The 13,071-nt window shown below is 37.5% G+C and carries 13 protein-coding genes; 11 read left to right on the top strand and 2 right to left on the bottom strand.

Going from position 1 to position 13,071, the window contains the following annotated elements:
* Positions 1 to 50 precede the first annotated feature (50 nt).
* Complete coding sequence (gene mnmA, locus HH_RS04705; protein ID WP_011115796.1) at positions 51 to 1,088, bottom strand: tRNA 2-thiouridine(34) synthase MnmA; 1,038 nt, start codon at positions 1,086 to 1,088, stop codon at positions 51 to 53.
* Positions 1,089 to 1,211: 123 nt separating this feature from the next.
* On the opposite strand from mnmA, the gene HH_RS04700 reads away from it, so the two are divergent.
* The 6 genes from HH_RS04700 (at position 1,212) to HH_RS04675 (ending at position 7,762) form a co-directional block, all read left to right on the top strand.
* Positions 1,212 to 2,054 (top strand): ATP phosphoribosyltransferase regulatory subunit, encoded by an 843-nt coding sequence (locus HH_RS04700; RefSeq protein WP_011115795.1) that lies wholly within the window; start codon positions 1,212 to 1,214, stop codon positions 2,052 to 2,054.
* Between the two features lie 29 nt (positions 2,055 to 2,083).
* Complete coding sequence (locus HH_RS04695; protein WP_011115794.1) at positions 2,084 to 3,331, top strand: adenylosuccinate synthase; 1,248 nt, start codon at positions 2,084 to 2,086, stop codon at positions 3,329 to 3,331.
* Between the two features lie 6 nt (positions 3,332 to 3,337).
* On the top strand, positions 3,338 to 3,766 hold the full coding sequence (locus HH_RS04690; protein WP_011115793.1) for a flagellar export protein FliJ: 429 nt from the start codon (positions 3,338 to 3,340) through the stop codon (positions 3,764 to 3,766).
* Positions 3,763 to 4,575, top strand: a complete 813-nt coding sequence (locus HH_RS04685; protein WP_011115792.1) for a MotE family protein — start codon at positions 3,763 to 3,765, stop codon at positions 4,573 to 4,575. Before HH_RS04690 ends, HH_RS04685 begins: the two co-directional genes overlap by 4 nt.
* Before the next feature lie 107 nt (positions 4,576 to 4,682).
* Positions 4,683 to 5,276 (top strand): heme-binding protein, encoded by a 594-nt coding sequence (locus tag HH_RS04680; RefSeq protein WP_011115791.1) that lies wholly within the window; start codon positions 4,683 to 4,685, stop codon positions 5,274 to 5,276.
* A complete protein-coding gene (locus HH_RS04675) occupies positions 5,276 to 7,762 on the top strand; it encodes a molybdopterin guanine dinucleotide-containing S/N-oxide reductase (RefSeq protein ID WP_011115790.1) in 2,487 nt (828 codons plus the stop codon). Before HH_RS04680 ends, HH_RS04675 begins: the two co-directional genes overlap by 1 nt.
* Before the next feature lie 146 nt (positions 7,763 to 7,908).
* Here HH_RS04675 and HH_RS04670 read toward each other — a convergent pair whose 3' ends face one another.
* Positions 7,909 to 8,154 (bottom strand): helix-turn-helix domain-containing protein, encoded by a 246-nt coding sequence (locus tag HH_RS04670; RefSeq protein WP_011115789.1) that lies wholly within the window; start codon positions 8,152 to 8,154, stop codon positions 7,909 to 7,911.
* Positions 8,155 to 8,257: 103 nt separating this feature from the next.
* On the opposite strand from HH_RS04670, the gene HH_RS04665 reads away from it, so the two are divergent.
* The 5 genes from HH_RS04665 (at position 8,258) to HH_RS04645 (ending at position 13,071) form a co-directional block, all read left to right on the top strand.
* Positions 8,258 to 8,530 carry a YkgJ family cysteine cluster protein gene (locus HH_RS04665; RefSeq protein WP_041309052.1) on the top strand — a complete coding sequence of 91 codons (273 nt, stop codon included), beginning with the start codon at positions 8,258 to 8,260 and terminating at the stop codon, positions 8,528 to 8,530.
* Between the two features lie 58 nt (positions 8,531 to 8,588).
* Positions 8,589 to 9,740, top strand: coding sequence for a hypothetical protein (locus HH_RS04660; protein WP_011115787.1), 1,152 nt, complete (start codon positions 8,589 to 8,591; stop codon positions 9,738 to 9,740).
* 5 nt (positions 9,741 to 9,745) lie between these two features.
* Complete coding sequence (locus tag HH_RS04655; RefSeq protein WP_011115786.1) at positions 9,746 to 11,416, top strand: hypothetical protein; 1,671 nt, start codon at positions 9,746 to 9,748, stop codon at positions 11,414 to 11,416.
* A 119-nt stretch (positions 11,417 to 11,535) separates the two neighbouring features.
* A complete protein-coding gene (gene aroQ / locus HH_RS04650) occupies positions 11,536 to 12,012 on the top strand; it encodes a type II 3-dehydroquinate dehydratase (protein WP_011115785.1) in 477 nt (158 codons plus the stop codon).
* On the top strand, positions 12,013 to 13,071 hold the full coding sequence (locus HH_RS04645; protein ID WP_011115784.1) for a M24 family metallopeptidase: 1,059 nt from the start codon (positions 12,013 to 12,015) through the stop codon (positions 13,069 to 13,071).

The following is a 13,071-nucleotide window of genomic DNA, read 5'->3' as shown; positions in this document are numbered from 1 at the left end:
ATAAACAAACTTGCACACGATTTTATATTCTCTCACAATTTATCCACTCTCTACTGCGCTTGTGTAATGACGCCTCCTCCTAAAACACAATCTTCTTGATAAAGCACAAGAGCTTGTCCTTGTGCTACGCCATAGGCAGATTCTAAAAGTTTTGCATAAATAAACTCACCTTGTATATCAATTTGTGCTTTAAGTGGCGTAGAGCGGTAGCGGACCTTGACATCATATATTCCTCCATTAAAGGCTTGTGGCAGACTTTTATTAAGAGCTTTTATAGAATCTATAGCAAGTTCTTCTTTTGTGCCAACGACTATTTCATTATTTTGTGGATTAATCGCTTTGACATAGTGAGGTTCGTGTGAACCAAAAACACTAAAACCTTTGCGTTTGCCAATAGTATAGTGCATATAGCCCTTATGTGTGCCGATGGCTTTGCCATTACTATTGCGCACAACACCCTCATTATCTACTTTGTCGTGGAGTTTTAAAATATCAATATAGCTTTGCTCTACAAAGCAAATTTCTTGAGATTCCTTATAAGTTTGAAGCGTGCCCAAAAAAGGTAAAAGTTCAAGGGCAGTTTTTTTAATATCTTCTTTGAGAAGAGCACCTAGAGGAAAGATGATTCTATCAATAGCTTCTTGAGGCAGGGCATAGAGGAAGTAACTTTGGTCTTTGCTTTCATCAACAGCTTTTGCAATGCGCTTTATGCCATTTACTTCTTTAATCTGTGCATAATGTCCTGTAGCGATATAATCGCAACCTAGTTCTAAAGCCTTTTGTAACCCTAATCCAAACTTCATCAAGGGATTACAAATCGCGCAAGGATTCGGCGTTTTACCTTCTTTGTAGGAGCTTACAAATGTATCATATACACTTTTTTTAAATTCCTCGCGCAAATCAAGCACTTGAAAGTCAATATGTAAATGTGCGGCAACTTGCTCGCAGTTTGCGATATAAATATCGTGTTTTTTGTTTTTGTCGTGGAGCTTGAGATAGATTCCTATGACTTCATAGCCCTGCGATGAGAGCAAATGAGCACAATAGGAGCTATCTACGCCTCCACTCATAAGTAATGCAACTTTCACTTAATGTCCTTAATTGTGAAATTTATGCGTGAGTGTAGCATTTTCAAGCAAATACGCATCAAAGATTATTTTATGGTATAATCTAAGCTTTTTTAGAAAGTTTTAATTTTATAGGGGTGCATTGTGATTTTAGAGCACGAACTGCCGCAAGGAAGCAAGCTTTATTTTGATATGTCTGCCAGACTTAAACGCGATATAGAATCTTGTGCCATTAAAGCATTTTATGAGAATGATTATAGAGAGATTGTAACACCTTCATTTGCATTCTTAGAGCATCAAGGGGATATGTTTAATCGTGAGATTGTGCGATTAAGTAGTGAAAACAACCATCAAATTGGATTGCGCTATGATACGACCCTTGATGCAATGCGTATTGTTACTAAGCGTATTATGCGCAGTAGCACACATAAGAAATGGTTTTATATTCAGCCTGTGTTTAGCTACCCTACTACTGAAATTCACCAAATTGGTGCAGAATATTTGGGTGGAGAAAGTCTCTCACCTGTTATGTGCTTAGGTGTGAGCATTTTGCAAACATTAAATCTTGCTCCTTATTTGCAAATCTCTAATATGAAAATCCCGTTTTTATGCGCTAAGCATAGTGATGTGGATATAGAAGTATTTGCCTTGCAAAATGTTGGTAAATTACTCCAAATGGAAGGATATATGGCGGATTTAGTGCATATTAAAACAAAGCAAGACTTACAAAAAGCCATTTTGAGCGCACCTGCATTTTTAAAAGAAGAGTTGGAGCGTTTGCTTGAATGCGCAAGTTATTGTGAATATGAAAAAACCATTTTTTCTCCGCTTTTGTTTGCACCTAGCCCATATTATGAAGATTTATTTTTTAGAATGTTTGTGGGTAATTCAACCTTACTACAAGGTGGCAAATATAGTGTAGAGGAGCAATTTTCGTGTGGATTTGCAATTTATACTGATGAGGTAGTAGAATGCCTCTTATCTTAAAGCTTTATTTTATGAATGGGAGATAATTTATGGCTGATTTGATTGTGGGGATTCAATGGGGTGATGAAGGTAAGGGCAAGGTAGTTGATGCATTGGCTGGAGAATATGATTATGTAGTGCGCTATCAAGGTGGTCACAATGCAGGACATACCATTGTAGTGGATTCTAAAAAAATTGCTCTGCATTTACTGCCCTCTGGCATTTTATATGAGCGATGTAAAAATGTGATTGGCAATGGCGTTGTGATTAATCTTGAGCAATTATTAAACGAAAGCAAAGCCTTTGGGAATTTACAAGGACGGCTTTTTATTAGTGATAGAGCGCATATTATTTTACCCTATCACGAGATATTAGATATTGCAAAAGAAAAAAGCCGACAAAGTGCTGCTATTGGCACTACTGGTAAAGGGATTGGACCTTGCTATGGCGATAAGGTTTCACGCAATGGTGTGCGATTAATGGATTTAAAAAATTTAGACAAATTGAGAGAGAAGGTTGATTCTATCTATCAACATATACAATATGTTCAAACTCTCTATAACGTGGAATTACCAAGTGTTCAAAGCGTAATGGAACATATAGAATCTATTGCGCCGCAGATTTTGCCTTTTGTAACAGATACAACTCAACTTCTGTGGGCAGCACAAAATCGTGGCGAGAAGATTCTATGTGAGGGTGCACAAGGGAGTATGCTTGATATTGACCACGGCACTTATCCTTTTGTAACAAGTTCAACAACAATCGCTTCAGGTGCTTGTAGTGGGAGCGGATTAGCGCCTCGTGATATTGCTCGTGTAATTGGGGTTGCAAAGGCGTATTGCACAAGGGTTGGTAATGGTATGTTTCCAACCCAAGAAGATGGTGAAATAGGTGAAAGGTTGCGTCAAGCAGGTGGAGAATTTGGCACAACTACAGGGCGTGCTCGGCGGTGCGGGTGGTTTGATGCGGTTGCAGTGCGCTATGCCTGTCGTCTCAATGGTTGCGAGAGTTTAAGCATTATGAAACTTGATGTTCTTGATGGATTTGAGCGTGTGAAAGTATGTGTAGGCTATGAATATGAGGGAAAACAGATTGATTATATTCCTACTGATTATGATAATGTGAAGCCTATTTATCGGGAGTTTGTGGGTTGGGATAAAACCTGTGGTGTCCGCACATTTAACGCTCTGCCCTCACAAGCACAGCATTATATTAAAGAGCTTGAAAAGATTATTGGCGTAAAGATTTCTATGGTATCTACAAGTCCAGAGCGCGATGATATGATTATGCTTGGATAGAGAGCTATGAAGACAAAATTTTCTTCCATTGTATCTTTGCGTAAAAAAGATATGCAGGTATGTGAGCTCGCAATGATGCAAAATGAAAGTAAAATTGCGAACAAGCAAATACAAATAGAGAATCTTCAAAAGGATTTTTTGCAGCTTAAAATACCTCAAGCTGGAACATTTTATGCTTTTAAGGCGTTTGAGGAAACCAAAAATATGCTTTTAACTCATATAAGTCTTGCCCGTAATGAGCTTGAAGCTCTTTTTGCACATAGAAAAGTGCTTCAAGAACAATACAAAAAGTGTAATATTGAGTATGAAAAAGTTCATTTTTTGGATAAAAAAGAGCATAATGAGATGATAAAAAATGCCAAATACAAAGAAAAGCTAGAAGTTGATGAGATTGCAGTAATGCTTTATAATAATGCAGGAGGCAGAGCAATATGATAAATCACACGCAATACAGAATCTATTATAGGGCACTAGGAAGTATAATAGCAAGTGTATTCTTTTGCAATATAGTTCTAGGAGCAGATTCTCAACTTCTTGATTGTAGTATTATCTTTGAAGCACGTAAAAATGAAGTAAAAGCGCAGCTTGATGAGATTGATGAGCGACAGCAAGCTTTACAAGTGCTTCAAAATGCTACACAAGTGCTTCTTGACGAGAAAGAGCGCCAACTTAAAGACAAAGAGGCAGAGATTGACCAAAAAATCGTGCTTTTTTCGCAGGAGCAAGAAAAATCAAAGGCTGAAATTGAAGAACAAAATAAAAAAAATACACAGGCTTTAGAACAAAAACAACAAGAAATAGAGCAGCTCATTGCCAAAAATGAGGAGATTCTCTCTCAAATTAAAGAGGTAAAAGACGACAAAATCATCAAAGCTTATAAGGGTATGAAGGAGGCTAAAGTAGCAGCCATACTTGCAGATATGCCAGAATCCGAAGCAGTTGAGATTCTCTCTCAAATGGAAGTTAAGGATATAGCAAAAATTTTGGGCAAAATGGACGACCAAAAAGCAGCAAAGATTACCTCTCAAATTCGTGCAGTAGAGCCAAATCGTATTGCAAGCCCACAAGATAATGTCCCACAGAATCCACAGGATTTACAAGAGACAAATGAGGCACAAGATTCTCAAAGTGCTGATATGCAAGATGAGAGCGCGCAGAATCAATCCCAAGAAAGCAAATCAGATACGCAATCAGATGCTACAGATAATAATACCCAAGAGGCAGAAAATAGCCCTGAACTGTAATGTTTATATTAAAATTTATATAATGAAAACTAGCAATTTTTTAGTTGATTTTAATCAAAATTAATATATTTTACATTTTTAAATAAAGTTATTTTAAAGGAGGATAAATGAATGTGCCTATAAAAGCAATGGTATTTATGGCAGCAATGCTTGCATATGTACACGGAGGCGAGATAAAATATGCTTCCAAAGTCAAATCACTTTACAAGGAGGGTGATAATAAGGTTGTAGGGAGGCTTTTACCAACAGCTAAGGTTGATGTGCTAGAGCATAAAGGGAATAAAGTGCTTTTGCGTATTCAAGGCTATAAGCAAGTAGGCAATCAAGCGGCTTTGTATTTTGCACCTAATCGGCGGATTTTGAATGTGGGATTTTCTAAAAATGTAGATGTGGCTTTTAAAAGTATAGAAACTTTTAAAGAAAGCGAAAGTAAGCAAGAATGGGAGCTTGCAAGTGTAGATTTATGGAGTGATGATGCACATTTGGTTGAAAGCGTTGAACAACTTTATAAAGAGGCAAACGAGCTTTTTGCGAATTGTTCTATTTGCCACGCTTTGCATCCACCTAAAGAATTTAATGCTAATGCGTGGCCAAGTGTGATTAAGTCAATGAAAACGCGTGTAGGCTTTGATAATGACCAAGAATACTTGGTGTCTCAATACCTGCAAAAAAATGCTAAAGATATGCCAAAGGAGAAATAATGAATGTATTAAGTAGACGACAAGTGCTTCAAGCAATGGGGAAAGGTTTAGCCGTATTTGCTCTTGTGCCTTTTGTGGGCTGTGATACGGAGAGTAAAAAGGCAGTTATAGAATCTGGAGTGAAAAGCTTTAGTGAGAATCTTGTGCTTGATGGTGAGGTTATTACGGGGGCTCATTGGGGGGTTCTTAAGGCAAAAATAAAAGATGGTAAGGTTATTTCAAGCACTAATGCGCTTAAAAATAATGTATCTAACCCGCTCCATAGCACAATACCTGATTTAATTTATTCACCTACGCGTATTCAATATCCTATGGTAAGGAAATCTTATTTAGAAAACCCTGCAAATCCAAAACCTGAATTACGCGGGGCTGATGAATGGGTGAGAGTGAGCTATGATGAGGCTATTGCACTTATTGCCAAAGAGCTTAAAGCTACTTATAAGCAAAAGGGTAAAGAGGGCGTTTTCGCTGGAAGCTATGGTTGGAAAAGCAGTGGGAATTTACATAATGCGAGAATCTTGTTGCAGCGATTTATGGGTATGGCAGGTGGCTACGTAGGCGTGAGTGGAGATTATTCCACAGGTGCTTCACAGGTGATTATGCCTTATGTGGTGGGAAGTATTGAAGTATATGAACAACAAACCTCTTTTTCTAGCGTGTTAGATAATAGCCAAGTGGTAGTGATTTGGGGTGCTGACCCTATGGCTACTTTACGCAATGCTTGGACACTCAATGAAGGCACAGGGCTTGATTTTTTTGATCAGCTTAAAAAGTCTGGCAAGCATATTATTAGCATTGATCCAGTGCGAAATATGACTTGTGATTATTTGGGCGCGGAGTGGTTAGCTCCTTTACCAAATACAGATGTAGCCTTAATGCTTGGCATAATGCACACAATGTTTAAGAGCAATCAATATGATAAAGAGTTTTTAGAAAACTATACAACAGGATTTGAGCAGTTTAAATCTTATCTTTTAGGTGAAGCTGATGGTATTGCCAAAGATGCTTTATGGGCATCTAAAATCTGTGGCATTTCTGCTCAAAAAATTGAATCTCTTGCGCAACTTTTCTTTAATAACCGCACTATGCTTATGTCTGGCTGGGGTATGCAACGCGCTCACCACGGAGAGCAGCCACATTGGAGCTTAGTAACTCTAGCGTGTATGATAGGACAAATTGGATTACCAGGCGGCGGATTTGGCTTGTCTTATCATTACAGCAATGGCGGTTCTCCTACAGCGACTGCACCTGTGGTTGGCGGAATTAATCTTGGTAATGTAGGAAGTGGCGGTGCAGAATGGCTTATGCAGGGGAGTGATAATAACTTCCCTCTTGCGCGCATTTCTGATGCACTACTTAATCCGGGCAAGAGCATTGAGCATAATGGCAAGAAAATCACTTATACCGATATTGATTTTATTTATTGGGCTGGAGGCAATCCGCTTGTGCATCATCAAGACACAAATACCCTTATCAAAGCTTGGCAAAAGCCGCGCACGATTGTTGTCAATGAGATTTATTGGACGCCAACTGCACGATTTGCTGATATCGTAATGCCTATTACTACGAGTTATGAGCGTAATGATATTTCAATGAGTGGAGATTACTCAAATTTGCATATTGTGCCAATGAAGCAGCTTGTAGAGAAGCAATTTGAAGCACGCGATGATTATCAAGTGTTTTGTGATTTGGCTAAAGCTTTTGGCGTGTATGACACATTTAACGAGGGTAAAAATGAAATGCAATGGATTGAGGAATTCTACAATCAAGCCCTAAAACAAGCCGAGGGGCTTATGCTCACTATGCCTAGCTTTAAAGAATTTTGGGAGGCAAATGAGCCATTGAGGTTTGAGATTCCAGCCGAATCTGAAAGTTTCGTGCGTTATGCAGAATTTCGCGAAGATCCTATTCTTAACCCGCTTGGAACAGAATCTGGTTTGATTGAAATTTATTCTAAAAGCATAGAAAAATTTGGTTATACACAATGCCCTCCACACCCTACTTGGCTTGAGCCTATTGAGTGGCTAGGAATGGATAACAAACCTGCAGAATTTGCACTCATCACCTCTCACCCCGAGTTACGATTGCATTCTCAATGCGCAAATACTTCTTTGCGAAAAGATTATGCGATTGCCGATAAAGAGCCAATTTGGATTAATACTAAAGATGCGGCGGATAAAGGTATTAAAACAGGCGATATTGTGAGTGTGAGTAATCAAAGGGGCGAAGTTTTAGCTGGTGCTTTTGTAACAGATGCGATTAAGCAAGGCGTTGTGCGATTATGTGAGGGAGCGTGGTATGACCCACAAGAGCCGGGCAAAATTGGCAGTGTGTGCAAAAATGGCTCATCTAATGTCCTTACACTTGATATGCCCACATCTCCTCTTGCTAATGGCAACATTGCTCACACGGCACTTGTAAATATTAAAAAATATGAGGGAGAGGTAAAACCTCTAAGTGTTTTTGAATCTCCACAAGGTGTGTAAATATCGCTTATAAATTCTTTATTTTTGCATTCCTATTCTTTATAAAGAATAGGAATATATTTATAGAATCTGCTTAAGTTTTTTATTTATTTTTATATTTTCTTGTGATGATTAAGTGTGTCTAGCATAAAAAGATTTACAATCTCCTATAAACCCTCAAAAAAATTTTGTATATTTACTTCTAAAACTTGAGCGATTTTAAGCAAATGCTCTATATTAAAATGCTGCTTCTTGTGGTAGATTTCAGCACAGGACACAACGCTTACTGATTTGTGCCCTATAGCTAAGGAAAGTTCAAGCTGGGTTAAACCTTTTAATTCCCTTGCTTTTTTGACATTTAAACCTATGATTCTATACGCATTGTCTATAAATTCATCTTGTATTTTGTTCATTTTTTAACTTGTTATAATAAGGTAAATTTTATTCTAATTTGATAAGATACGTTTTTCAACTTGATATTACAAGGTGAAAAATTGGAAGGACAAATAAATTTTGATGATAAATAGTTTTCCTTGCACAAATTGTGGTATGTGTTGTAAAAATATTGGCGGTATTAAAGAGCTAAAATCTTTTGATTTAGGTAATGGAATCTGTAAATATTTAGACACTCAAAGCAACTTATGCAAGATTTATCAGAATCGTCCAGATATTTGTAGGGTTGATGTGATGTTTGAGAGAGTATATTTTAAGCATTACACCAAAGAGGCATTCTATAAGCTCAATATGCAATCTTGTAAAATATTGCAAGAAAAAGAGCGCATAGATTAAGGAGCTTAGAATCTTATTCAGATTCTAAATACAAAGATAAAAATTTAAAGGAGGCGATATGCCATTACCATTAATACCTATACTATTAGGAGGGGCTGCACTCGCGACAGCTGGATACGGAGTAAAAAAAGCAATTGATGCTTATGATGATTCTCAAACAGCTGAATTATACCACGAAAGGGCAAAAAAGAAGTTTAATCAATCACAAGCTAGATTAGATTCTAAAAGTGCGAAAGTACAAAAGCGTTTCGAGTCACTTGGACAACTTCAGGAGCAGATTGTAACAGATGAATTAGAAAGATATGCAGATATTGTTGATAAGCTAAAACTTAAAGATAATGCAGATTTACAAGATATAGTAGGCAAAGAAACGCTTGATGGGGTGGCAAATATACAGCAATCTATTGTTTCGCTAGAAACAACGCTTGGTGGGCTTACTGGTGGTGCATTAGCTGGAGCATTGACTGGATTTGGTATGTATGGTGGAGTTGGCTTACTTGCAAGTGCTTCTACCGGGACAGCAATAGCTTCTTTGAGTGGTGTGGCTGCTACAAATGCGACAATGGCTTGGCTTGGAGGAGGAAGCTTAGCAGCCGGTGGGCTTGGTATGGCTGGTGGCACTATGGTGTTGGGTGGCATTGTGGCTGCGCCTGTGATTGCTGTAATGGGTTCTGTTTTTGCAGCAAAAGCAGAGGAGAAAAAATATGATGCTTACGCCTATTATGATAGTGTAGTAGCTGTTTGTGAAACTATGGAAGCACAGGGTCTTGTGTGGGAACAACTCTCAAAGAGAGCTAAAGAAAAACGAAGTACCCTTAAGGAAAGCAGAGTCGTATTTGATGCCTCACTTGAAAAGATTGAGGACATTATGGAAAACAAAGGGGTAACTGATATTAAAAACTCTTGGAATGATGATGAGCATAGAGAACTTATGACTTTAATGCAACTTGCAGAAGTCATTGTTGCCGTTATCAATGCTCCAATTATGAACGATGAGGATAGGCTTACTCAAGAATTAATAGAGCATCAAAAAAAGTGCGAAAAACTTATGAAAGAGATTCAAAAGAAATGGGGGCAAGGAATGGAAGAATATAGTGAAAAACACGAAGACTTAATGAAATCTTTTGGTGGAAAAAAAGAATATTCTGAAAATGATAGATCAATTGACGACGGTACGTGTTTTAGTTTTGGTATTCCACAAGGAAGATAAACAAAATGACAAAAAAAGCACTTTATGAGGAAGTTATTGATGAGATTGGCACACAAACTTCGGCAAGGTTTGGGCTGAATATTTTTAATTTGCCTGTGAATTTTAGCTTTAGCTCTTATGAAGCTTATGGTGCCGCAGTAAGAGCTACGCAAGATACATTTAGGGCATATGATAAACACAAAAACAATGATAAATATTATGGGCAAACTTTTGAAGAGCTTGATATAGGGCAGCAAAATATCAAAGATTCTCTATTTAATACAGGTAATAAAACCTATACAACAGATACACTTGCAGATATTAAAAAAGTGCGAGACATACGAGCAAGTGGTAAAGATATCACGAAGCTTAATACAGAAGATAGAGAAAAGTATGAGGATATTATGGCAAATTATGCCGATGAAGTGAAAAATATGGATTTTGAAAAACTAGGCAATCTAGTAAGAAAAAATCATAATACCACAGATACTATTACACTTGATAAAAATGGCAATATTGTAAAAACAGCTCAACTTAAAGTGATTAAAAGTACAAATGGCTTACTTAAAGATAGATATTTAGAGGGAGATGCGGCGGTAGATGAGCTAAAAATGCCTTTTGATGATTATAAAAGACATAAAGAGAATTTAGAAAAAATGATTGAGAAAGGCAAAAATAACCCAGAGAATCAAAATGCAGTAGAAAAAGCACAAAAAGCAGAGAAAGCTCTAGAAAAACTCAATGCAAATAATATGTGCAATCGCCTTATGTGTGAGAATCCAAGAATAACCGCAGTGGCAACACAAAGTATCGTAGCAAGTGGGCATATTGCTCAAGCAGGTTTTAGTGATGCAATCATAGCAGCTCTAGCTACCCTTGCAAATGGTGTAATATGGGAGGTTAAAGATATGTTTGAGGGAAGCATAGATACTGAAACTTCTATATTAAAACGCATTAAAAGACTTTTGAAAAGAACAATTGAGGCTTTTCAAGCAACATTTGGAAGAGGTGCTGGGTTTGGCGCAATAGATGCGGCTGTGGGCGTTGTAGGGCAGATTTTTAGAAGTATAGCAGGGAAGTTAAAACTCGTATGGGATAAGATTCGCACAGCGCTAAAGTCTATTTATAATGGTATTGTTTCTTATATTAAAGGAGAAGTATCAAACCTAAGGGAATTGCTAGGGATAATTTTAAAGTCTCTTTTTTCTGCTGCTTGGGTTGTTAGCACCTTGGCATTAGAGGAAGGCTTAAAGCCAATCTTAGCAAGTATGGCACCCCCGCTTGTGCCATTTACTCCTGTTTTTGCTATTATTGCCGGGGCTTTTGCTGTTGTGGTAACGCATAGAAGTATAGATTTGGTCCTTGATACACTTTTTGGAGTTTTTGCCGCAAGGGATAGGGCGAAGCTAAGAGCAGAGGAAATAGCGGATATTATTGCTCAAAAACTTCCTGCACTTATTGAGGATAGAGAAAAGCTAGAAGAGCTTATAGCCTCTACGCATAAAGAGCGACTTATGAGTTTAGACTCGTCTTTTGCAGATTATCAAAAAGCTTATCAAAATGCTGATGATAATGGTATATATGAGGGATTAAATCGCATTTGTAATCTTTATGATAGTAGTCTTAGTATTAAAGATATGGGTGATGTAGAAAATATTTTAAAAAAACCAAATAGAACAGGCAAATTGCAGTGGTAGTTTAAAAGTTAATTGTCGTCGAATTGACAAATACTCACATTATTTTGTAAATTTAGCTATAATATGCGCTCTTAAGGAATGCTAAATAGATCCGCATTCTATAAATTTAAGGAGAGCAAATGAAAATCTTAGTCATTCAAGGACCAAATCTCAATATTTTAGGGCATCGTGAGCCGCATATTTATGGAAATTTTACACTAGATCAGATTCATAACAATCTCCAAGCTCAAGCCAAGCAAAATAATGCAGAATTAGAGTTTTTTCAAAGCAATTTTGAAGGCGAGATTATTGATAAACTCCAAGAGTGTATCGGTGGAGAATATGCGGGTGTTTTGATTAATCCTGCTGCTTTTTCGCATACTTCTATCGCCATTGCTGATGCGATTGCAAGTTGCGGTGTGCCTGTGATTGAAGTGCATATTAGCAATATCCACGCAAGAGAGGAATACCGCTCCAAAAGCTACACAGGAGCAGTAAGTGCGGGTGTAATTACAGGTTTTGGTGCATTTGGCTATCATTTAGCTCTTATGGGAATCTTACAAATTGCAAATGAAATTGCCGCCCTCAAAGCACAGCAAAATAACCAAAATGCCTAGATGATGAGAAATTCTAGCTCCCTGCCTTATCTTAGCCTTGATGAGAGTGCGCAATATTATGAGTGTGGTTTTAGCTGTGATAATGCTTTACTTGTGTGCATAGAGGAAAGCAGATTTTTTATTACAGATTCTCGTTATACCCTTGAAGCCAAAGAATTATGCAAACCACACACCGAAGTGATAGAATCTGCAAATTTTATACAAAGCGTGCAAGAAGTGCTACAAAAGCTCCATATACATAAAATAGTGTTTAATCCCCAAGAATTAAGTGTGCAAATGTATGAAAAGCTTAAAAATGCGCTTGAGAAGCACAAATGTGAGATTATTCCACAAGAGAATTTTCATCAAAAGCTTAGAATCTGCAAAAGCGAGCAAGAGATTGGCCTTATTAAAACATCACAAAAGCTTAACAAAAAGGCATTTAAACGATTTGGTATATATTTAAATAAGATTGTTAAAAAATCTCCAAGTGAAAAAGAATTGCATTATCAGGCTATGCAGTTTTTGAGCCATTTTGGGGAGTATGAGTTAAGCTTTGAACCAATTGTTGGCATTAATGCTAATGGAGCAAAACCCCACGCCTTGCCCAATGCAAAGTGTTATTTGGCAAAAAATGATATTTTGCTTTTTGATGCTGGAATAAAATATAAAAGATATTGTTCAGATATGACGCGCACAGCTGCTATTAAAGGCGAGATACATTTTGGCAAGAAGCAAAAATTTAAAAATCCAAAGTATCAAAAAATCTATGATATTGTTTTAAAAGCCCAAGAAGAAGCCATTTCAAAGGCAAGGAGCGGTATGAAAGCTAAACAAATAGATTCTCTAGCACGTGATGTCATTGAAAAAAGTGGCTATGGCAAATATTTCGTGCATAGCACAGGACACGGTGTAGGGCTTGATATACACGAGTTACCACGCATTTCGCGCTTAAGTGAGGAATGCGTAGAGGATGGTATGGTATTTTCTGTTGAGCCCGGTATTTATCTCCCACAGGAATTTGGTGTGCGAATTGAGGATTTGGTGGTGATGAAAAATGGACGCGCAGAGGTGCTATAA

The organism is Helicobacter hepaticus ATCC 51449 (assembly GCF_000007905.1).
GTDB classification, from domain to species: domain Bacteria; phylum Campylobacterota; class Campylobacteria; order Campylobacterales; family Helicobacteraceae; genus Helicobacter_C; species Helicobacter_C hepaticus.
The sequence above is the reverse complement of the archived record's forward strand: the minus strand, read 5'-3'. Positions and strand labels throughout refer to the sequence as shown.

What these genes read in the sequence shown, in the direction of transcription:
- HH_RS04695 (WP_011115794.1), top strand. Translation starts at nt 2,084, where the DNA reads ATGGCTGATTTGATTGTGGGGATTCAATGGGGTGATGAAGGTAAGGGC.
- HH_RS04685 (WP_011115792.1), top strand. Translation starts at nt 3,763, where the DNA reads ATGATAAATCACACGCAATACAGAATCTATTATAGGGCACTAGGAAGT.
- HH_RS04655 (WP_011115786.1), top strand. Translation starts at nt 9,746, where the DNA reads ATGACAAAAAAAGCACTTTATGAGGAAGTTATTGATGAGATTGGCACA.
- HH_RS04665 (WP_041309052.1), top strand. Translation starts at nt 8,258, where the DNA reads ATGATAAATAGTTTTCCTTGCACAAATTGTGGTATGTGTTGTAAAAAT.
- HH_RS04680 (WP_011115791.1), top strand. Translation starts at nt 4,683, where the DNA reads ATGAATGTGCCTATAAAAGCAATGGTATTTATGGCAGCAATGCTTGCA.
- HH_RS04645 (WP_011115784.1), top strand. Translation starts at nt 12,013, where the DNA reads ATGATGAGAAATTCTAGCTCCCTGCCTTATCTTAGCCTTGATGAGAGT.
- HH_RS04690 (WP_011115793.1), top strand. Translation starts at nt 3,338, where the DNA reads ATGAAGACAAAATTTTCTTCCATTGTATCTTTGCGTAAAAAAGATATG.
- HH_RS04675 (WP_011115790.1), top strand. Translation starts at nt 5,276, where the DNA reads ATGAATGTATTAAGTAGACGACAAGTGCTTCAAGCAATGGGGAAAGGT.
- aroQ (WP_011115785.1), top strand. Translation starts at nt 11,536, where the DNA reads ATGAAAATCTTAGTCATTCAAGGACCAAATCTCAATATTTTAGGGCAT.
- HH_RS04660 (WP_011115787.1), top strand. Translation starts at nt 8,589, where the DNA reads ATGCCATTACCATTAATACCTATACTATTAGGAGGGGCTGCACTCGCG.
- HH_RS04670 (WP_011115789.1), bottom strand. Translation starts at nt 8,154, where the DNA reads ATGAACAAAATACAAGATGAATTTATAGACAATGCGTATAGAATCATA.